Source organism: Shewanella sp. SM95 (assembly GCF_025653595.1).
Taxonomy (GTDB): Bacteria; Pseudomonadota; Gammaproteobacteria; order Enterobacterales; family Shewanellaceae; genus Shewanella; species Shewanella oncorhynchi.
The window spans coordinates 616,125-638,226 of record NZ_JAKKSE010000001.1 but is presented as its reverse complement, the minus strand read 5'-3'; the positions used below and the strand labels follow the sequence as shown (position 1 = coordinate 638,226).

Annotated in this window: 13 protein-coding genes; 6 read left to right on the top strand and 7 right to left on the bottom strand. The window is 44.7% G+C overall.

All coding sequences use genetic code 11. From position 1 onward, the window contains the following. Positions 1–37 precede the first annotated feature (37 nt). The 4 genes from L5M29_RS02750 to L5M29_RS02735 all read right to left on the bottom strand — a co-directional run bounded on the left by L5M29_RS02750 (position 38) and on the right by L5M29_RS02735 (position 7,444). Positions 38–523, bottom strand: a complete 486-nt coding sequence (locus tag L5M29_RS02750; protein ID WP_263166070.1) for a DUF2919 domain-containing protein — start codon at positions 521–523, stop codon at positions 38–40. A gap of 246 nt (positions 524–769) precedes the next feature. Next, entirely contained in the window at positions 770–2,827 is a 2,058-nt protein-coding gene (gene ligA, locus L5M29_RS02745; protein ID WP_263166069.1) for an NAD-dependent DNA ligase LigA, read from the bottom strand. Between the two features lie 103 nt (positions 2,828–2,930). After that, on the bottom strand, positions 2,931–4,004 hold the full coding sequence (zipA, locus tag L5M29_RS02740) for a cell division protein ZipA (RefSeq protein WP_028760961.1): 1,074 nt from the start codon (positions 4,002–4,004) through the stop codon (positions 2,931–2,933). A gap of 23 nt (positions 4,005–4,027) precedes the next feature. Continuing rightward, complete coding sequence (locus L5M29_RS02735) at positions 4,028–7,444, bottom strand: chromosome segregation protein SMC (protein WP_263166066.1); 3,417 nt, start codon at positions 7,442–7,444, stop codon at positions 4,028–4,030. Between the two features lie 197 nt (positions 7,445–7,641). On the opposite strand from L5M29_RS02735, the gene cysZ reads away from it, so the two are divergent. Next, positions 7,642–8,421 (top strand): sulfate transporter CysZ, encoded by a 780-nt coding sequence (gene cysZ, locus L5M29_RS02730; protein ID WP_131523549.1) that lies wholly within the window; start codon positions 7,642–7,644, stop codon positions 8,419–8,421. 142 nt (positions 8,422–8,563) lie between these two features. Continuing rightward, on the top strand, positions 8,564–11,005 hold the full coding sequence (locus tag L5M29_RS02725; RefSeq protein ID WP_263166063.1) for a carbohydrate binding family 9 domain-containing protein: 2,442 nt from the start codon (positions 8,564–8,566) through the stop codon (positions 11,003–11,005). A gap of 100 nt (positions 11,006–11,105) precedes the next feature. Here L5M29_RS02725 and L5M29_RS02720 read toward each other — a convergent pair whose 3' ends face one another. Continuing rightward, a complete protein-coding gene (locus tag L5M29_RS02720) occupies positions 11,106–12,227 on the bottom strand; it encodes a beta-ketoacyl-ACP synthase III (RefSeq protein ID WP_263166062.1) in 1,122 nt (373 codons plus the stop codon). Further along, positions 12,224–13,426, bottom strand: a complete 1,203-nt coding sequence (locus L5M29_RS02715; RefSeq protein ID WP_263166059.1) for an RDD family protein — start codon at positions 13,424–13,426, stop codon at positions 12,224–12,226. The genes L5M29_RS02720 and L5M29_RS02715 overlap by 4 nt, the downstream gene beginning before the upstream one ends. Before the next feature lie 250 nt (positions 13,427–13,676). Here L5M29_RS02715 and cysK point away from each other — a divergent pair, with 250 nt between their 5' ends. From cysK to L5M29_RS02695, 4 genes are all read left to right on the top strand, one after another. Beyond that, on the top strand, positions 13,677–14,645 hold the full coding sequence (gene cysK / locus L5M29_RS02710) for a cysteine synthase A (protein WP_113940761.1): 969 nt from the start codon (positions 13,677–13,679) through the stop codon (positions 14,643–14,645). Positions 14,646–14,847: 202 nt separating this feature from the next. Beyond that, positions 14,848–15,921 (top strand): methyltransferase, encoded by a 1,074-nt coding sequence (locus tag L5M29_RS02705; protein WP_263166057.1) that lies wholly within the window; start codon positions 14,848–14,850, stop codon positions 15,919–15,921. A gap of 152 nt (positions 15,922–16,073) precedes the next feature. After that, a complete protein-coding gene (locus L5M29_RS02700; protein ID WP_263166055.1) occupies positions 16,074–17,078 on the top strand; it encodes a TDT family transporter in 1,005 nt (334 codons plus the stop codon). Between the two features lie 642 nt (positions 17,079–17,720). Beyond that, entirely contained in the window at positions 17,721–20,372 is a 2,652-nt protein-coding gene (locus L5M29_RS02695; RefSeq protein WP_411569027.1) for a TonB-dependent receptor plug domain-containing protein, read from the top strand. Between the two features lie 158 nt (positions 20,373–20,530). Here the strand turns inward: L5M29_RS02695 and focA are convergent, their stop codons facing one another. Continuing rightward, positions 20,531–21,526, bottom strand: a complete 996-nt coding sequence (gene focA / locus L5M29_RS02690) for a formate transporter FocA (protein WP_263166051.1) — start codon at positions 21,524–21,526, stop codon at positions 20,531–20,533. Positions 21,527–22,102: the final 576 nt, after the last annotated feature.

Below are 22,102 nucleotides of genomic sequence, written 5' to 3'. Positions count from 1 at the left end.
TTCTAAATAAAGTTATTATATAACAATACGATAAAAACTAAGGCTGAAGTTCTTGAGCATCTTCTTTTGGCCAATCACGGAGGTAATAACTGAGTCGCTTCGATTTAATAAGATAAATGCTCGACCAAAACAACATTAAAGCATCTAAAGCAAGACTCCAATGAAACAGAAATTGGCTATGAATCAACCGCTGACCCAACAAAACGCCATCAATAATCAACAGCAACCACAACCCCCATTTTAAATGCACAAAAATCGGTCTTAACCATTGAGGCGAACGTCGACGTTCAGCAATCACCACAAGATAAATCAAAACCGCGCCAAGTCCCGCCCCGAGTGCTAGCAAAAAATCTGACTTTTCAGGGTAAAAAATCCGCACTAACTCAGAACGATCACCCATCTGAGTCAGCGAGGCGATAAAAATACACCAACCACGCGCGAGATAAGCCAAAAGCGCATATAAAAAGATGGGCGGTTTAATGTGGCCTTTATCATCGAGCCAAGTGATGTGACTAAAATTCAAATAGGTTTCCAATCAGCAAAATCTAAAACAGCATATCAAGGAGATGGTGCCAATCGCAGTTAATTCAATAGCCAAAGCAGATAATCTTTCCGCACCTTGATTATTTTCAGACAAAAAAATAGCGCCTTGGGCCAGGCACTATTTAATATCGGCTATTCTGCGGTATTCACCCCTCGATACAAGGCTGCAGCCGCTACAGCCAGCATTGAATCAACATCAAGCCAACGCTCTCTCAACTGACGCCAATCAAGCGTTCGCGGCGAGAAGGGCTAACAGCTCGTCTTCATCCATCACTTTAACACCAAGCTCCTGCGCTTTAGCCAGTTTTGAACCTGCCGCCTCTCCTGCCACTAAACAATCGGTATTTTTGGAGACACTGCCTGCCACTTTCGCCCCCAACGCCTGCAACTGCGCTTTAGCATCATTGCGATTGAGCTGATTTAAGGTGCCAGTCAATACCCAAGTTTGGCCTTTAAGCGGCTGTGCATCTGCACTAGGTGCTTGAATGGCGGGCCAATGCACACCTGCAGCAACTAAAGCATCAATAACTTCAAGGTTATGGGGCTGGGCAAAAAAATGGGCCACATGCTGTGCAACAACAGCACCAACATCTTCCACTTCAGTTAACTGCTCCACAGTTGCCACCCGCAGCGCATCTAGACTGGCAAAGTGTGCCGCCAGGTTTGCTGCCGTCGCCTCGCCCACTTCGCGAATACCTAAGCCATATAAGAAACGCGCAAGAGTGGTCGTTTTGGCCGCTTCAATCGCGGCAGCTAAATTAGTTGCCGACTTCATCCCCATGCGGTCAAGCATAGTCATCATGGAAGCGGTGAGCTTAAACAGATCCGCAGGACTTTGAACTAACTCTTTATCAATTAATTGCTCAACGACTTTGTCGCCCATGCCATCGATATCTAAAGCCTTGCGGGATGCAAAATGCTTAATCGCTTCTTTACGCTGCGCTTCGCAGAATAAACCACCGCTACAGCGAGCCACAGCCTCACCTTCTAGGCGCTCGACTAAACTGCCACACACAGGGCAATTATGCGGAAATACAATGTCTGTCGCCGTTTTAGGGCGTCTTTCGGGCACTATGGCAACAATTTGTGGGATCACATCGCCAGCGCGGCGGATGATCACAGTGTCACCGACTTTAATGCCTAAGCGGGCAATTTCATCGGCATTGTGCAGCGTCGCATTTGATACCGTCACGCCGCCAACAAACACTGGCTTTAAGCGTGCTACTGGTGTCACGGCACCTGTGCGCCCTACTTGAAAATCAACGCCTTCGAGCAGAGTCATTTCTTCCTGTGCAGGGAATTTATAGGCAATCGCCCAGCGGGGAGATTTAGCCACAAAACCTAAACGTTGCTGCTGGGCAATGTCGTTAACTTTCATCACTACGCCATCGATTTCAAAGGCTAAATCACCGCGACGGCTGAGAATATCTTTGTAGTAGTCATAGACTTGGCTTAGTTCAGCGCAGACTTTAATTTCGCTACTTACGGGTAAACCCCACGATTTAAGCTGCTGTAACTGCTCGAAATGGGTTTTAGCTAACGGATGGGAATCCGGCTCCACCACACCGAGCGCATAGGCATAAAAAGCCAATGAACGGGCAGCAGTAATTTTACTGTCAAGTTGTCGCAAGCTACCGGCTGCTGCGTTACGCGGATTAACAAAAAGTTTTTCATCTTTGGCGCGCGCCCTGTCATTCAAAGCTTCAAAAGCGGCTTTTGGCATAAAAGCCTCGCCGCGTACTTCAACGAGTTCAGGGAAGTCATTACCACGTAATTTAAGCGGGATCGATTTAATGGTTTTAACATTTTCAGTGATGTCTTCACCCACTGAACCATCGCCGCGCGTCGCCGCACGCTCGAGCACACCATGGCGATACAAGATACTCACGGCAAGGCCATCGAGTTTAGGCTCACAACAAAAGCTCACCTCACCGACTTTATCGGTGACACGCTTATGGAAAGCACTGAAATCCGCCTCATCGAAGGCATTATCTAAACTCAACATAGGCTTAAGGTGCGTGATTTGATCAAATTTGGCGAGCGCTAATCCGCCCACCCTTTGAGTCGGTGAATCAGCGACAATCAAATGGGGATACAAGGCTTCTAACTTGAGTAAACACTGCATCAACCTGTCGTACTCAGAATCGGTAATGCTCGGAGCATCGTCCACATAGTAACGAATGTTGTGCTCGTTCAGCGATTGGCTGAGCGCCTGCATCACCTGCGATGCGTTTTCTGGGGTGACGTCTTTAGACAGAAGTGTATCGATTTGAATGTCTTGCATATTCTTTATCCAGAATTCTTTAGATCACAAAAAGTAGATCACAAAAAATGAGGCCGCAATAGCGGCCTCATCAATCTATTAACCGCCAAGTTGCGGTGTCGGCTTAAGCGTTAGCGCGAATGCGGTGTAAATAATCTTGCTTAGTGAACTCACCCCAAGGTTGGCGTTGTCCGTCAAGCACGACCGCATCGATATCATCCGCGAGTTGACGCGCCGAGTTAAGCATAATCGAAAAGTTCATTAGGGCGTCACCGTAACAAGGCAAAGTCATGAAAAACACCACGCCTTGGGTACTGAACTGCTCCATATTATCAGGATCAAACACGCCAGGCTTTAGCATATTCGCTATCGAGAACAATACTTTACCATTGCCAGCATTATCCACATGGCGATGGAAAATATTCATATCGCCATATTTAAAATTCAAGGTTAAGAAACAAGGTAGCAATTCGGCGCCGTTAAGCTGTAGACCCTCTTTAGCGACCACGTGTAATACCAGTACGTCGCGTGGTTCACCTAACTCATCTTCAGCGGCTTGTTCGACAACCTCTTCTTGATAGCTATCTTCTTTATATTCATTTTCGTCAAACAAGGCCGTTTGCTGCGGAGCTGCACTACGTAACGCATGTTCCTGCTCAGCCGCTTTTTGCGCGACGATAGCCGCATGGGATTGACCCATTGGCGGAGTTTGCGTGCTCGCTTGAGTGTTCAAAACGGGCTCTTGACGCGAGACTTTCGGGCCACGGTGTTGCTCTTTTGCCACGGGTGGCTGCAAGCTAAAATCAGGCTGAGCTGTCACAGGCTCGTGTTTAGGGCCAACTTTCAACTCTGGTTTAAATTCTGTTGATTTAAACTCTTGTGGTTTAAATTCAGGCTTAGGTTCTAGCTTTACTTCCTGCTTCAAATAAGGATTGGCCGCAGGGGTTTCGTTGTTAGGTGCAAGTTCACCGGCTTTGCGCACGCGTACGGCGCCAATACCATCGGCATCAAACCCTTCTGAATCGATCCGCTTCGGACTCGGCTCACCTTTCTCAGCCTGTTTCTTATAAAAGTTGCTCATTGGGCTATCTTTCAATGATTTAGGCTGTTGTCTTCTGATAGACCAAAATCCATGCACCAGCACAGCAACTATGGCTATGGCGCCTAAAACGAACAATACTAGTTGCAAATCTTCCATTGGTTACCCTGTCTTTCTTCTAGTTATCCAGCGTCAGCCATCGCCACCGCTTGCTCTATGTCTACCGCAACTATACGAGACACACCGGGCTCGTGCATAGTCACGCCAATAAGTTGATCCGCCATTTCCATGGTTATTTTGTTATGGCTGATATAAATAAACTGTACGCTCTGTGACATTTCTTTTAGCAATCGACAGAAGCGTTCTACGTTGGCATCGTCTAATGGCGCATCCACTTCATCTAACATACAGAAGGGAGCAGGATTCAGCCTAAAAATGGCAAATACCAATGATAAAGCGGTTAATGCTTTTTCACCACCCGAAAGAAGATGGATTGTGCTGTTCTTCTTCCCCGGTGGTTGGGCCATGATAGTCACGCCCGTTTCTAGCAAATCGTCGTCAGTTAACGCTAAATAAGCTCGGCCGCCACCAAACACTTTCGGAAATAAGCGTCCGAGATCTTCGTTGACTGAATCAAATGTCGTCTTAAAGCGGCTTCGGGTTTCCTTATCTATTTTACGGATCGCTTCCTCTAAGGTTGCAAGCCCTTTATTTAAATCGTCATCTTGATGATCAAGATAAGATTTTCGCTCACTTTGCTGTTCAAATTCTTCGATCGCCGCAAGGTTAATGGCACCTAAACGGACAATTTTCTGCCGTATTTGATCTAAATCACTCTGCCACTTGTCTGGCATCCCCTCTGCAGGCAAGTTTCCAAGGATTTCAGACAGAATGATTTGCTGTTCCTGTAATACTTCCAGCTGACTATTCGCTTGGCCTTTTATTCCTTCACGACGTAACTTTAACGTGCTCAGGCTTTGAGTCAAGTCCTCAAGCTTACCAAGCTCTTGTTTTTGCTTTATTCCTATACGGTTTAATGTGTCTGTGAGCACACTTTGCTGCTGACGAACCTCTTTTAAGCCCTGTTGTTGTTCATGTTGTTGCTTTAGTAACTGCGTTAACTGTTCAGTCAGCTGCACACTATTTTGCACCCCACTCAATTGGGCAACTTTGGCAAGTTCTGTTAACACAGACTCGCGGGAGTGGATGAGTTCATTGACACGCACTTGCTGTAATTCAATTTGCTCCGTGCTCACGGCCATGCGCATCGTCACGGCTTGCAAACCCGTCGCAGTGGCTGATAATTGACGTTCTACCTCAGTAATACGCCCTTTTAATGCTTGATGACGCACACTATCGGCCTGTGTGTCTTGGATGAGTTGCCGCTGAATATCTTCACTAGCCTGCAGCGTCTCATCGAGCTCCATTTCTTGTTCTGCTAATAATTCGCATTGCTCGCTTAAGCGTTCAATATCAATCAAACTCGTACTTAAAGCCGCGTCGAGTATACTTTGCTGTTCGACGCGCGCCTTCATTTGCTCGATTAAACCACTAAGCTGCATCGACTTAGTTGCTTTGTCTAACTGCAATTGATGTAATTTTTGCACGCCATCGGTCAGTTGCAGTCTTTGTTGCTGCAAAATAGCCGCAAGATCTGTCATCTTGTCTTGCCGAATCAGCAGGGATTGTTGCAAATCGAGGATATTTTGCGCTAACTGAGCTTGCTCTTTACTGAGTTGCACCAGTGACTGGGCGCCCTCTGTTTTCGTGATTAAAAAACCTTGTCCCAGTAGATAACCGTCGGCAGTGACAATCCGTTGATCGGATGTTAGCTGTGGCAGCAGTTCTTTCGCTGCATGGATATCCTTTGCCCACTTCAGCCCCGCTAACCAAGGGGCGAGATTCACCTTAGCCTGTAAAAATTCACTTTGGCTTGATTGTGACGCTAACGCTTGAAACCCCATTTCAGTTTCAGTGACGCCAACGGGCAAGGTCAACAAGCCATTTAGGGCGAGTTCGGCCGCAGTTTCCCAACCATTTTCAACGGTTAAACTCTGCCATAACTGCGGTTTATCACTCTGCTGTTCTTGCTTAGTCAACCACTGTTCAACCAGCTCATGGCGCGCTTTAGTCGCAGTTAATTGCTGCTGAATGTGCTCAGCGCTATGGCGGGCTTCATCTAAGGCTTGCGTACTTGCACTTACACTTTGTTCTTGCTGATGATTAATTTCATTTTGCAGTGTGAGCGCATCATCCAAAGACTCAATATCTTGCTGCAATGGTGTAATACTCGATGCGAGATCACCATCCATTAACGCCGAAAGTTGCGCCTGCTGCTCACGACTTTGCTGCTGTTTGTGTTGCAGTAATTGCTGCTGATGCACTAACTGGCTGCGACGCAGTTCAAGCTGTAACTTATGCTGAGAAACATCCGCTGCCTGTTGGCGCACCACTTCGGCCTGCTGCTGACTGCGTTCTATGCTCATTTCCCATTGGGATTGCAGCTCATCCATGATCTCTTGTTGCTCATCATGCTGTGGCCCAAGTTTGGCAAGCTCAAGCTCTAACGCGCTAAGACTCGCTTTATAGCCGTTAAGCTTGTCGGTATTTTGTTGGATCTGCTCTTTGACTTGCGCCAACTGGGTTTCGAGCTGGGCGTCGCGTTGCTTTTGATTCTGTAGCTGTTGCTCTAACTTAGCGATCTCAGTACCAGTCAGATAATAGGCTTCAACCGCTCGCTGCTCTTGCTCCGCCAGTTGCGCGAGTTGTACTTGCAATTCAGTGGTTTGTAATTCATCGGTTTGCGCGAGTGACTGCGCCGCCGCTTGCTGCACTTCAATAGCACTTATCTGCTCAGATAGGCTCGCCATCTGATCTTGCAACTCTTGATAGCGCATCACAAGGAGTTCCGCATGGGTCTTACGCTCGGCCTGTTTAAGCTCACGATATTGTTTAGCGGCTTTAGCCTGCTGCGCGAGTTTATCTAACTGCTTACCGAGTTCACTGCGAATATCGCCCAAACGCTCAAGGTTTTCGCGGGTATGGCGAATACGGTTTTCAGTTTCGCGCCGACGCTCTTTATATCGGGAAATCCCAGCGGCTTCCTCAATAAAGGTGCGCAAGTCTTGGGGTTTAGATTCAATCAGGCGGGAAATAGTGCCTTGCTCGATAATGGCATAACTTCGCGGGCCAAGACCTGTGCCCATAAACAAGTCGGTAATGTCTTTACGACGACACTTTTGACCATTGAGAAAATACCAAGACTCACCGTCGCGGCTCACTTGACGCTTAACGGCGATTTCTTCATAACTGGCATACTGACCAGCAAGACGACCCTCTTTGTTTTCAAAAATAAGTTCAACACCCGCCACAGACACAGGTTTTCGCGCACTTGAACCGTTAAATATCACATCGGCCATAGAATCACCGCGTAGGTGCTTCGCCGAGCTTTCACCGAGCACCCAACGCACTGCATCGATCACGTTCGATTTACCGCAGCCATTTGGGCCAATAATGGCGGTTAATGCCTGTAAAAAAGGAATTTTAGTGGGATCGACAAACGACTTAAAGCCGGCAAGTTTTATCTGTTTTAATCTCATGGTGCCAGTTAGCGCGTCTCTGAAGTCTGGCCCGAAAATGAGCCAAGCGGTGCAAATGCATTCTGCTGGCAACTTTAACAAAGCAGGCAGCATTTTGTAACGCTTTTTATTGAATTCATGCGGCTTTTAGCTTGTCATCTGTCCATGAGTTGATCACAATCGCATATAGCTGTCGCTTAACTTTTTGGAAAAACGATATGACACAGAAAAAAACCTTGCCCTTCCCAGCCAAAAGTGGCGTTAATTATTTTCTCGATGGCTTTGGTTTAATCACACGTAAAGGCCTGCGCACTTTCGTATTTATTCCGCTAATGATTAACCTACTGCTGTTTGCTGGCGTCATTTATGTAGCCATAGGCCAGTTAGATACGCTATTCACTTGGATGAATGCCCAGCTCCCTGAGTACTTAAGCTGGTTAAACTTTTTACTTTGGCCACTCGCCGTCACCACTATGCTGGTGATGCTTGCTTTTGTATTTAGCTCCGTCATGAACTGGCTCGCCGCCCCCTTTAATGGTCTGTTGGCTGAAAAAGTCGAGCAGTTGTTAACTGGTAAGCAGCTGAATACCGGTTCTGGTATTGATTTAATCAAAGACTTACCGCGTATCCTTGGGCGTGAGTGGATCAAACTCAAATACTATCTGCCCCGCGCACTGGTATTTTTGTTGTTGTTTTTAGTGCCTATGGTAGGCCAGACGCTGGCGCCGATTTTATGGTTTCTGTTCAGCGCTTGGATGATGGCGATTCAGTACTGCGATTATCCCTTCGATAACCACAAGGTCAGTTTTAAAGATATGCGCTTTGCCTTGAATCAAACCCGTGGCACCAGTTTTAGCTTTGGCGCCACTGTGACGCTATTTTCGATGATCCCCATAGTCAACTTTATCGTCATGCCAGTGGCGATTTGTGGCGCGACGGCCATGTGGGTCGATAAGTATCGTGAAGCATATCGCAACCATGCCATAGCACCCGAGTAGTAACACCAGCAGTGCTGAGTCATGGCTCAGCACTGCTCCCCAATTTTTAGACCCAATAATCCAATCATGTTTCGCCTCGTTAAAATCAACGCAAACCTTGTAACAATTACTCGCTATTGTTAACTTCACGTTTTCTGGCAAAATGCGCGCCACGAATGTGTTATTTGAGTCTTTTTTGTTGAAATCAATCTTAGCCATCATCTTATCTAGTCTTGCTTTTCTACCTGTAACTTGTATTGCTGGCTATGCCAGCCAATTTCAGTTAGCCATTCCAACACTTAACAGTGCTGCCAATATAGACGGTGAGTTGGACGATGCCATTTGGCAACAAGCCGCAGTCACAGAGCTCAAATACGAAACCCAACCAGGGGAAAACATTGCCGCATTAGTGAAAACCGAGGCGCGAGTCTATGCGACTAAAACCAGTCTTTTTGTGGCATTTACTGCCAAAGACATTAATCCCAAACTCATTCGCGCCACACTCAAGGACAGAGACAAGCTGTGGAGTGATGATTTAGTCGGAATTAAACTCGATACTTTTAATAATGCCCGTTTAGCATACCAATTTTTTATTAATCCTCTTGGCGTGCAATTAGACTCAATTGAAAACGAATTAACGGGTGAAGAAAGCGAAGCATGGGATGGTATTTGGAAATCCGCAGGCAAGATCACCGCCGATGGCTATCAGGTCGAAGTCGAGTTACCACTGAGACTGTTCAACTTTGACGACAAGAAAAGCCTGCAAGAATGGGGCTTTGAGTTAATTCGTTATTATCCACGCAATGAAAAACATCGCCTATCGACCCATAAGATTGACCGTAATACGAGTTGTCAACTTTGTCAGTTAGGTGTGGCTTCTGGCTTGGCGGGGGCAGAACAAGGACAGGATGTACAAATCACCCCGACTTTTATCGCCAACCGTAACGAACATAAACAGGCGGATGGCTGGGAAGCTGATAACAATCTCGAGCCAGGTGTAGACTTGCGCTGGGGCATTAATTCCAGCACCTTACTCAATGCCACCATTAATCCCGATTTTTCCCAAGTGGAATCCGATGCTGGCCAGCTCGATGTGAACAGCACTTTCTCCTTGTTCTATGATGAGAAACGGCCGTTCTTTTTGGATAATAAAGACTATTTCGACACACAGGTGAATCTGCTGCACACCCGCAATATTGTTGCACCTGACTATGGTATCAAACTGACAAGTAAGAGCGATGATCACACTTTAGCTCTGCTAGCGAGTAACGATAGCCAAACCACGTTTTTGGTACCGGGAAATTTAAGCTCAGAGGTTGCCTCGCTTGATCAAGAAAGTTTGAACCTTGCGGGACGTTATCGTTTCGACATGAGCAAAACCTTCTCCATCGGCGGATTACTTACCGCGAAAACAAGCAGTGACAACACTCACAATGGTACAGCAAATACCCCCCACAATGAGATCAACAGCCAACCCGATTACCACAACTATGTGATTAGTCTGGATGCGAAATATCAACCAACACCACAGGACAGTTTCACTGCACAAGTGGCCCAATCGGATACTCAATACCCCACGGGAGTCTATCGTCAATTTTGTACTGATACTGAAAATGCCCCTAGTAATGGTTTGCCCTGTGGCCAATCTCAGCTTGATTGCGAACTCGGTCATTGTCAACTCAACGAACAAGTATTACGTAGCCAATCTGATAGCCGCTTTGGCGGCAATTTATATCAGTTAACCTTTAAGCACGAAGAACGAAATTGGTTTGCTTACAGTGAATACAACGCAGTTGATCCCGATTTTCGTGCCGATTTAGGCTTTGTCGAAAAAATCGATTACCGCACCTTTGAGGCTGGTGCGGGTTTGATTTGGTATCCTACGGGCACCTTTAACAAGGTGGAATTAGCGGGAGATTGGGATATCACTCATAACCAAGCAGGCGAACAACTTGAAGAAGAGTATGAAGCCTACATCGAAATCCTCGGCGCATTACAAAGCGAAATCACCTTTGGTGTAGAAACCCGTGAACGTGTGGGCCCTCGCCGCGATGCTTCACAACTCACTATCGCCGGAAATAGTCAACTATATGATGAAACCCAAGTGTGGTTTTATGGCGCAGTAACCCCGTTATCGCCCCTGAGTATGGAGCTTGAAATGTACTACGGCGATGAAATTGATTTTATCAATGATAGGCTGGGCACTAAAACGCAAATGAACCCGAGTATCAATTGGAAAATTGCTAATGGACTTTCTATCGATATCTCCCATCTTTATCAGCAAATGGATGTGGAACAAAGTGCACTTTTTACCGCTAATCTGAGCGATGTACGCCTCAACTGGCAATTCAGTCTACACAGTTTTATTCGCCTTTCTAGCATTTACACCCGGATAAATCGCAATGTGGCGCAGTATTTATATTCGGCGCCGCAGAGTGAGGAAGCGCATTTAGGCAATGAGCTCCTCTACGGTTATAAACTCAATCCGCAGAGTGTGTTCTACCTCGGATACTCTGATAGTTTACAGGCTAATGATGAGTTAAGCCGCCTGACGCGGGACGAGAAAACCTACTTTATGAAGTTAAGTTACGCATGGTTGCTATAAACAATCATTACATTAAACAGAAAGCAACTTAGGCAAACAACTGACATAAAAAAGCCCACATCGAGGAAGATGTGGGCTTTTGATTATGACGGTTAGAATCTTAGACCTTCTGCAGAATTACACTGCCAATAGAATATCCTGCGCCAAACGAACTCAATAAACCTAAATCGCCAGCCTTAAAGTCACCGGAAAACTTGTGAAATGCAATAACAGAACCCGCGGAAGCCGTATTGGCGTATTCATCTAGTACCACGGGCGCTTGTTCCGCTGACACATCATCCCCAAGCAACTTTCTCACTACGAACTGATTCATGTTGATGTTCGCTTGATGCAACCATAAACGCTTAAAAGACTGTGGCGTTAACGCTTGTTCGGCCAGATGTTCATCCAAATGTTGATAAATCATCGGCAACAGCTCTTTAAATACCTTGCGCCCTTGTTGGTGGAATAACTTATCGGCTTGATGGGCCGCACTCGGATCGCAGCGATTCAAGAAACCGAAATTACTGCGAATATTGTTCGAGTAATCGGTAAAACAGCGGCTTGAGATGATCTTAAACACATGGTCAGACTGGGCTAAGCTTTGTTCTTCCAGTACCAGAGCCGTCGCCACATCACCGAAGATAAAATGGCTGTCACGGTCGCGATAATTCACCTGTGCCGAGCAAATTTCAGGGTTGATCACTAGCACTCTTGAGGCAGAACCCGTAGCAATGGCATTAGCCGCGGCGACAATTGCAAACGTCGCCGATGAACACGCTACCTGCATGTCGTAACCATAACCCCGCGTACCCAGTGCACGTTGAATTTCAATCGCCATAGCAGGATACGCACGCTGAGTATAAGCGCAGGCAACAATCACTAAGTCAATTTTTTCAGCCTTGAGATTGGCATTTTTAAGCGCCATCAATGCGGCTTCAAGGCCAATCTCGGCCTGCATAGATAATTCGTCACTACTGCGCTCAGGAATCAACGGCATCATGACTTCGGGATCCAGAATGCCCTCTTTCACCATCACATATCTGTGCTTGATGCCAGAGGCTTTTTCAATAAACTCGCTCGATGAATAGGACAAAGCCGCGACATGGCCTTGCTCAATTAAGCCTGCATTTTCAAGATTAAAAATATCCACATAAGCATTGAAGCTCTCAACTAAGGCTTCATTGGAAATACTGTGGGGCGGCGTAAATAGGCCACTCCCCGAAATGACGACCTGTTTCATAAATGCTCCAAACGGGTACTGGTTGTAAGGTGAGCAGAGGATGCATCATCACTCGTAAGCACAGGTGCTAACTCATTTTGCCCCTGCGCTTGTTGCTCTAATCGTTGCTTTTTATGCATTTGCACTAAGTCTATCACGACTGTTGAAGATATTTTATCTTGGATCCCCTGCCGATTGGCATCCCAAAATATTTGCATAAAGCCAAGTAAGCCAGTGGTAAAGCCTGCGGCATAGCCGCCATAACGGCCAAACGCGGCCCATAAACTGATGTTGGCACCATCGAGCTGGATCACCCGAATGCCCAGCATCTTCTTACCTAAGGTTTGACCATCAAATCGTGCAGTAAAGACGGTAAAGTAAAACGCTGCCCAACCAAAACCCAGCCCCATATCACTCAGAAAGCCTTTCACCCAAGCAACAACACTATGGCTTGTAGCTTCATCAACGGTTCTGAGGCGAGAATATTGCGAAGAGCTCACATTCACTGCATCAGCCACCGCGCTTTGCGGCTGTACATCCGGCGAAATAGCTTGAATAGGCTGAAGTGGCTCAGGCGGAGAATCTGTTGTCGCCAACTCAACAGGAAGCGTAATAACAGGCCATAGGCTGCCATTAAGCACTTCCGCCTGTAACTTTTCACTGTCTATGGCAGGCAAACTACTGTTGGCTATGGTTGCTAGCACTATTTCACGTTGATCATTTTCTGTCATGCCCTTTGATCCTGAAGCGCTTTTTATCGCTTCATGTAGGGATTGAACTTGAGTTTTACCACAAGCATAATTATTGCACTGGCTCAACGACATCAATGCTGGTAGTGACGTAATGATTTGTTCACCTAATGCCAATTGTTGCTCTACTCCCTCACTGCTTTTAACGTCTGTTCCATTAAAATCAAACAGATTATTGGCGGTTGTCAGCAACATAAAAACCAACATCAAGGCATAAAGTCCCCACTTGAGTAAACGACCAAACTTACGACTGCGCTTTTCAATCCAGATAATACTGACCACCAGCAAGACAAACATCCAATCCATCTGCTCAGCTAACACAGTGATCAGCAAACCATCAATCAGTATGGCTAACATCCGCTTCAACGGTGTCGCCAATGGGGTGTATAACACGGATGCTGCAATGGTAAATGCCTTTGGTGTTACCATCGTTTTTGGATCTTTACCCAGATCCATTTGTTGCTGCTTCATCTTTGCGCTTGTCCGATACGAGTGATAGGCTAGTTTTACGATTGAGACATCAAGAAGTTATCCCTGTTAATGCCACAATCTTTTTTATGTTAGCAAAAGGTTAACACAGTTAAACTGGCTGCCAATCAGGGTTTGCGAATAACAGCACACCCTTTAATAACCAAATCGAATAAAGAAGAACAAACAATCACTTCTAAAAGCGCCACAGCAGATTATGATTCAGTAGTGCCAACATAGGAGCAAGCAATCCATGAGCAAAATTTTCGAAGATAATTCATATACTATTGGTAATACACCACTAGTACGTTTAAACCGTGTTAGCCAAGGTAAAGTGCTGGCCAAAGTCGAAGCCCGTAACCCAAGTTTCAGTGTTAAATGCCGTATCGGTGCCAATATGATTTGGGATGCCGAGAAGAAAGGTCTATTAACAAAAAATCACGAGCTGATTGAGCCGACATCAGGCAACACAGGTATTGCATTAGCGTATGTTGCCGCGGCCCGTGGCTATAAACTGACCCTGACCATGCCAAATACCATGAGTTTAGAGCGTCGTAAGCTACTCAAAGCCCTAGGCGCAACTCTCGTGCTGACTGAAGGCGCGAAAGGCATGAAAGGTGCGATTGATAAAGCGGAAGAAATTCGCCAATCGGCTCCTGAAAAATACATTTTATTGCAGCAGTTTAATAACCCTGCTAACCCAGAAATCCATGAAAAAACCACAGGTCCAGAAATCTGGAATGATACCGATGGTGAAGTGGATGTGTTTGTTGCTGGTGTAGGTACTGGCGGTACAATTACTGGCGTAAGCCGTTACTTGAAAAAAGTGGCCGGTAAAACCATCACCTCAGTTGCGGTTGAGCCAGCAGATTCTCCTGTTATAGCTCAAACCTTAGCGGGTTTACCAGTGCAACCAGGGCCGCATAAAATTCAAGGTATTGGTGCAGGCTTTATCCCAGGTAACTTAGATTTAGAATTGATTGACCGTGTTGAGGCTGTAACTAACGATGAAGCCATCGACATGGCCCGCCGCTTAATGCAAGAAGAAGGCATTTTAGTGGGTATTTCATCGGGTGCCGCCGTTGTCGCCGCCAACCGCATCGCTGAGTTGCCAGAGTTTGCAGGCAAAACCATTGTGGTGATTTTGCCATCGGCTGCCGAGCGTTATCTATCTTCAGTCTTGTTCCAAGGCCAATTCGGCGACGAAGAAAACGTTCAATAAACGACGTTTTATCGTCCTTAAAATACCCAGCTTTGGCTGGGTATTTTTATTTATGGCATTCCATTATTTAGATCTCGATTACAGAGCATAAACAAGTTACTGCTCAAGTTTGGATACAGCTCATAGTTCTTCGTATCTCAACTGGCTTTCACGGCTAACTTGGTTATAAAGAACGGACCCGCTCGCCAATTCATTCCTTTTTATGTCTTTTTACCGAACACCAAGTAACATCAGCGCCTTCAATGCGAAGTTTGAAGCTCAAAAAATTGCCTTTGGCCCCATCAGCTTTCAAGTCGCCCACTGCCTACTCAAATTCGATGTGCTAGCCCAAATAGATAAAGCGGCCGAGCATGGGATCACTGCAGCCGAGTTAAGCCAATCGACACCACTGAGCGAGTACGCCCTTGGGGTATTGCTGGATATGGGACTTAGCATGGGGCTCGTTTGGCAAAATGAAAATGGCTATGTGCTCGATAAAACGGGGCACTTTTTACTCCATGACGACATGGCCGCCATCAACCTTAACTTTGTGCAGGATGTTTGCTATCAAGGCCTTTTTAACCTTGATACCGCGCTACTCGAAGGCAAGGCCGCAGGACTTAAGGTGTTCGGTGACTGGAATACCATCTACCCTGCCTTAAAAGATCTACCACCCAAAGCGAAACAGAGCTGGTTTGCCTTCGATCATTACTATTCGGATCATGCCTTTCCACAGCTTCTGCCATTAGCGTTTGCCCATAAGCCAAGCCATTTAGTGGATATAGGCGGCAATACGGGAAAATGGGCACTGAGCTGCTGTGATTATGACGCAAACGTTGAAGTCACGATTATGGATTTCCCGGGGCAACTAGAGGTAGCCACACAAAATGCACTCGCACGAGGTTTTGCAGCGCGCGTGCATACCTTTGCCACCGATCTGCTGGACGACTCCCTACCCTTTGTCGAAGGCGCCGATACTTACTGGATGAGTCAATTTTTGGATTGCTTTTCAAAAAGCCAAATCCTGAGCATTTTACAACGCACGGCAAAGGCAATGACCTCAAGCAGCCAACTCTTTATCGTCGAAACCTTTTGGGATAGACAGCCATCGGCCGCCTCCGCCTATTGCGTAAATGCCACTAGCCTCTATTTCAGCGCCATGGCCAATGGCAATAGCCGCATGTATCACTCTAAGGATTTATTGGCCCTGCTTCACCAAGCGGGACTGTATGTGGATGAAGACACAGACAATCTTGGCCTAGGGCACACGCTACTGCGTTGTAAACTCAAACCTTAAGTTTAATAGCAACATCAAAGTAAACAAAACTTATGCAATGAATAAAATTAATCAAATTTATTTATCATTGATACCCGCAGTACACTAAATACATCAAAACAGCGCCCCAAAAAAGCGATGTTAAGCATTGTCAGTATTGAGAGGTATTCAAAATGACTTCAAAACGCAAACGCTGGACATCCCACGCAGCTAAACTTCCCAGCCCTATGGCTGGGTTGGCACTGGCAATTGCCAGCTTAGGTTGGACATGGGAGAACATGACACCTTCACTTAATGGCGCAGGACAACTCACAGGTGCCATCATAGCCTCTGTGTTGCTGCTACTGCTCATGGGTAAATTCATGCTTCATCCTAATATTTTAAAGGACGAGCTAAGCCACCCTGTGATTGGTAGTGTGATCCCCACCTTCGCCATGGGCTTGATGGTGGTGTCTAAATCACTCGGCGATTATTTCCCCCATGCAGGCTTAACTCTGTGGCTAGTCGCCATTGGTATCCATGTGATCTTCCTAAGCGCGTTTATCTACTTTCGCGCCATCGATTTTAAACTCGAGCACATGGTTCCAAGCTGGTTTGTACCACCGATTGGCATTATCGTCGCGGCGGTGTCTTTCCCTGTGTCTGATTACCAATGGTTAGCAAACGCCATTTTGGTTTTTGGGATGTTGGCTTACTTAATCATGCTGCCTTTGATGCTCTATCGCCTCATTTTCTGTCAGGCGATACCCGATGCCGCTAAACCAACCATTGCCATTCTCGCGGCGCCCGCCAGTTTATCACTTGCAGGTTATCTGACCGTTTGCGAGCAGGCGTCGATTCCCTTAGTCGCCTTACTACTGAGCATCGCCATTCTGATGACCAGCATCATCTACTTGGCCTTCTTTCACCTACTAAAACTGCCCTTTAGCCCAGGCTACGCAGCCTTTACCTTCCCTATGGTGATCGGTGCAACCGCCCTCTTTAAAACCGCAGCTTGGTTAACGCAGTTCAATAACATGGGTGAGTTAGCGATATGGATAAAATACTTAGCAGAATTCGAACTGGTAATCGCCACCTTAGTGGTTGCCTATGTCGCCCTACGTTATTTAGGACACTACTTTCCACTGCAATTTAAAGTGGAAGAGCTAATAAACAGAATAGAACCAAGTAAAAATTAATTCTCAATTTTATGCGCTCTGTACACATTAATTGGAATAACCTACCAAAACTCAAAGAAAGATGAATCGAGATTCATCTTTTTTTGAGTAACGAAGATATTAATAAAACCCTCAAAAATCAGTTCAATTTCAAACCGAACCTATCCTAGCCCTTCTAAAAAAGTGCATATTTAAGAGAATCAGCCATCTAACTTAAACAGCATGAAATTCTATATATAAAGTTAAGCTGCACAAGAAAACCTGAAGAGATACAGAATGACTAACTAAATAAGCAAAATTTCCTATTTTCCCTATAAAAATAATAAAAAAGTATGATTTAACCAAAAGCAAATTAAAACAAAATGAAAACAATTATAAAAAATAAATAAACATTTAATTAACAGGCTTAACAAAAAAACATCAAAACCAGTACTAAGTAGCCATCATTAACGGCATTAATGATGCACAAACCCTTTGTAAAAAAACATTTAGAATAGAAATTTACAAATTTGAAACAATTTAAGCAACATTTATAATGTTGCACTTGTTATTTCCTTGTGGTTATATCTTGAACCTAATTAAAGGTGACACTTATTGGTTACAAAAGTGACTTTTAATAAAATAAGAATTAAACAAAAAAAACAAATGTTAAGGGAGAATAGAATGCGCGCAAAATCTACATTAGCCAAAGCAGTTCGCTTTGCGTTAATCAGCGGAGCTGCTACAGCAGCATTATCAACTTCAGCAGTATTTGCTGCTGAAGACGGTGCAAAAGTTGAACGTATTGAAGTAACAGGTTCTCGTATTCAAAGAACTGATATGGAATCAGCATTGCCTGTTACGGTTTTATCGGCTGAAGATATAGCTAAAACAGGCTTAAGCGACGTTTCTGCAGTATTAGCACAAATGCCATTTAACACTGCGGGAAGTTTTATTAGTGACGCTGGAAGTTCAGCAAGTAACCATGCAAGTTCAGGTATGCGCGGATTAGGCTCTAACCGTACGCTAACATTAATTAACGGACGTCGGATCGCTCCTTCCGCAACATTTGGTGGTGATTCAACCAACCTCAACTTAATCCCCATGGATGCAATTGAGCGTATCGAAATTTTACGTGATGGTGCATCAGCTATTTATGGTTCTGACGCTATCGGTGGTGTAATTAACATCATTCTTAAAAAGACATTCGATGGCTTAGCATTCGATGCAAAATTCGGTAGCCCAACACAAGGTGGCCGTGATGAAAAATCTGCTTCTATTACATTTGGTAAAACTGATGATAAAGGTAGTAGTTTAGTTGTTATCGAACATAAGGCATTTGACCCTCTGCAAGGTGGACAACGCCCTCACATAACAGCTAACTGGGACCAAAAATATGGTCGAAGTGGTTTGTATGCTCCAGAAGGAACATATCGTCCTGTAGCATCTCGCCCAGGAAAAGGCGCTGATGGAACATTTGATGACCCTGTTTACACAGGATTACAAGTTCCAGGTAAAGACTGTCCTGCTGATAGAGTTATTACCACTAAAGATGGCTCGGCCTGTGGATTCAGTCATTTTGATGGCACAGATTACTTACCTGAACAAACTAAAGACTCTATTTTTTCAAATATGACTCATCGCATTACTGATGAACTAGAGTGGTTTGGTCAAGCAATTGTAATGCGTGATAAATCAACCACATCTTCAACAGCATTATGGACTCCTAATCTATATATGGCTGCTGATAACAAGTTAAATCCAACATATGGCACAGCTCAAGCGTCAGAGGTTCAAGCCTATCACCGCTTAAAAGGTGTAGCTGATCGCAAAACAGAATTCGACTCAAATGTAGTCGATATCGTTACTGGCTTGAATCTTGAATTAGATGCTGGTTCATTAAGCTGGTATGTTCAATATTCTGATCAAGTCGTTAATATTGAAACGGACTCTTATGTCTTTGAAGATAAGTTACAAGAAGCTGTAGATAAAGAACTGTATAACCCTTTTGTGGAAGGTGGCAATGCAACACAGGCAACCTTAGATACATTTTTGCATACAGCAACACGTAAAGCGACATCGAACACAACTGGTACAGGTTTATCTTGGGCAGCTTTAGCACCAATAGCATTACCTGGTGGCGATTTAGGCTATGCCGTCGGTGTTGAATATCAAAAAATGGAGTACAAAGATACTCGTGATGCACAACAAGCGGCAGGCAATGTACTAGGTACTTATGGTGGTGATTCAGCTGGTGACCGAAGCTATAAAGCTGCATTTGTTGAATTAGAGCTTCCAGTTCTAGAAAATTTAAACGTTAAACTTGCTAGTCGTTATGACCAATACAGTCTTCCTGATGTTGGCCAATTATCAAGTTCAATTAACGTGCGTTATGAAGTGCTTGATAACTTAGTATTAAGAGCATCTTATGGACAAGGCTTTAGAGCACCGTCTTTAGACGACTTACTAGGCGAGCCAGCAACAAGTTATGATTCAATAACTGATACAACTCTGTGCCAAAGCTTACCTGATGATCAACAAGCAGGTAACAAAGCATGTGAAGATAACCAGTATTTACGTAAAAGTTCAGGTAATAAAGATTTAGAACCAGAAAAATCAGCTCAATACTCATTTGGTGCAGTGTGGAACATCACCGAAAATATTGATTTTGTCGTTGATTACTACAATATTGAAATCACTGACCAAGTAAGTTATATCGATGCTCAGACTATTGTCGACTTAGAAGCGACAGCTGGTTTAGGCGCCTACGATCCAAACTACATTTATGTAAAACGTAAAGCTGATGGCACAATCGATGAAATTGGTGCTGGCAACATCAACATGGATGGCGTACAAACCTCAGGTCTTGATGTCTCTTTTACGTCTAAATACGATCTAGGCACTATGGGTGAGCTGAAGTTCGCAGTTGAGGGTACATATGCACTTGAATATTCAGAGCAAGCAAGTCCAATTGCTCAACGCTATGATGTTTTAGGAACTAAAGGTTATCCACCACTGCGTTTCAATACTACATTTAGCTACGCTATTGACGATTTTTCCGCGTCTTTAATCGCTAAATATATTGATTCTTATGATGGTGAAACACCACAACAGCAGGAAGCCGGCACTAATAAGCAAGACTTCTCTTCGTTTACAACTTGGGATATGACACTTAACTATGACTTCAACAATTATGGGAAAGTCACTGTAGGTGCACGTAACTTATTTGATGCTATGCCAACAGTTAACTATAGCTTAGGTTACCCTGGATACGACACTGATACGCACAACATCTTAGGTCGTGTAGTATTTGCAGGATACAAAGTTAAGTTCTAATATCGCATTTCTCAATTAGAACTAGAACCTAATCAAAAAACGGCATCTTCGGATGCCGTTTTTATTTACTTCATTATTTACACATCATAGTAAACCGACATAAAAATGCCCAGCTACCTGCTGGACACTTTCACTTCAGACTAATAATTAAAGACGTTTTAGGAATGTTTAGTCAGCTTAATCTCACTCTGATGCTGAGGTTTTTCAGTATGTGAATGTGGTGCAGAAAAGTGTTCATGATGAGCTTTGTGTGGTTCAGCCAAGGTTACTTTACCCTGCTCTATCCACCAATAACCTAAACCAACAATCACACCGCCACCGACAATATTGCCTAAGGTTACAGGTATTAAATTATTGAATATAAAGTTTGCCACGGTTAAATCGGCAAATTGTGCTTGAGTAACCCCTAAAGACGCGAAGAACTCTGGGCTGGCGATTGATTGGATCATCATGCCCATAGGCACCATAAACAGGTTAGCGATACTGTGTTCAAAGCCACTACTGACGAACATAGCCACAGGTAAAATTAACAGTAACGATTTAGTCAGCACATCACGGCTGGCAAAGGTCATCCACACACCTAAACACACCAACATGTTACATAAAATGCCTAAACTAAAGGCTTGAATCCAAGTATGGTGCAGTTTGTGCTGTGCCACTTTAAGGGCATTTAATCCCCAATTACCACCATCGAGCTCATACATACCTGCGGCAGTGATCAAGCAAACCATCAACATAGCGCCGACAAAATTGCCGGCATACACGCGGCACCAACATTTGAGTAATTCAGCGCCAGTGACCTGTTTTTGTGCCCAGGCGACGGTACTGAGTACAGAACTGGTGAACAATTCTCCACCGCAAACAACCACTAAGATTAAACCTAAACTAAAGGCTATTCCGCCAACGAAACGAACTAAACCCCAAGACGCATCGCCTGCGCCAGTGGTTACGGTTAAATAAAAAACAAAGGCTAAGGCGATAAATGCGCCAGCAAACACGGCTAAACCAAAGGACTGCCAAGGTGCTTTAACCACTTTGCTTGTCCCGTAAATTTCAGCCTGATTGTAACAACTAAAATGAGCTGAAACCTGTGGCGCTTCATGTGCGCTGTTTGTCACAGTTGGAACTGATGACGATGGATTTGGGCTTTTCATTGCATAACTCCAACTTCAGATAAACAAACTTGAACGCGTAGCATAGGTATCTCCAGCAGCGCCATTGCGCAGATAATACGAATCAAAACCGAGATAATGATTTGCTTAAATGATGATTCACTAAAGTCTCGCTTTGTATCATACAACGCGCTTATGCTGTGAAGCAGATATTGCTAAAGCGTGATGCTATTCACACCCAAAATGTGAAAACTTTGAAGCCAAAAACACAAAAGGTTAATTGGTCTTACCATGGTGACACAATTTTCATCGCGAGAATGTGGCTTAATTAAGATGGTATACGATGCAAATCCTGCACGTTTCCATCTCATATTTAGTGAACTAACGCTTAAATTAATGCCCTATAGATTCAAGTTAACCTCAGCAATGACACATTAAATGACCAAGAGCTTGACGCGTGTCTCTCGGTATTCATTAAATTGAACCGATACTTTAGCATTTACAGTTTAGTCCAACAGCAAGTAACAAGTTGCCTGCATCATAACAAACTACTGTATTTAGCCACTCTTTAACCCTTCCTGAATGATTTAAGCATTGCATGCTTTATTTGATGGCGTT

What these genes read in the sequence shown, in the direction of transcription:
- L5M29_RS02735 (WP_263166066.1), bottom strand. Translation starts at nt 7,444, where the DNA reads ATGAGATTAAAACAGATAAAACTTGCCGGCTTTAAGTCGTTTGTCGAT.
- cysK (WP_113940761.1), top strand. Translation starts at nt 13,677, where the DNA reads ATGAGCAAAATTTTCGAAGATAATTCATATACTATTGGTAATACACCA.
- L5M29_RS02695 (WP_411569027.1), top strand. Translation starts at nt 17,721, where the DNA reads ATGCGCGCAAAATCTACATTAGCCAAAGCAGTTCGCTTTGCGTTAATC.
- focA (WP_263166051.1), bottom strand. Translation starts at nt 21,526, where the DNA reads ATGAAAAGCCCAAATCCATCGTCATCAGTTCCAACTGTGACAAACAGC.
- L5M29_RS02700 (WP_263166055.1), top strand. Translation starts at nt 16,074, where the DNA reads ATGACTTCAAAACGCAAACGCTGGACATCCCACGCAGCTAAACTTCCC.
- L5M29_RS02705 (WP_263166057.1), top strand. Translation starts at nt 14,848, where the DNA reads ATGTCTTTTTACCGAACACCAAGTAACATCAGCGCCTTCAATGCGAAG.
- L5M29_RS02720 (WP_263166062.1), bottom strand. Translation starts at nt 12,227, where the DNA reads ATGAAACAGGTCGTCATTTCGGGGAGTGGCCTATTTACGCCGCCCCAC.
- zipA (WP_028760961.1), bottom strand. Translation starts at nt 4,004, where the DNA reads ATGGAAGATTTGCAACTAGTATTGTTCGTTTTAGGCGCCATAGCCATA.
- L5M29_RS02725 (WP_263166063.1), top strand. Translation starts at nt 8,564, where the DNA reads ATGCGCGCCACGAATGTGTTATTTGAGTCTTTTTTGTTGAAATCAATC.
- ligA (WP_263166069.1), bottom strand. Translation starts at nt 2,827, where the DNA reads ATGCAAGACATTCAAATCGATACACTTCTGTCTAAAGACGTCACCCCA.
- cysZ (WP_131523549.1), top strand. Translation starts at nt 7,642, where the DNA reads ATGACACAGAAAAAAACCTTGCCCTTCCCAGCCAAAAGTGGCGTTAAT.
- L5M29_RS02715 (WP_263166059.1), bottom strand. Translation starts at nt 13,426, where the DNA reads ATGAAGCAGCAACAAATGGATCTGGGTAAAGATCCAAAAACGATGGTA.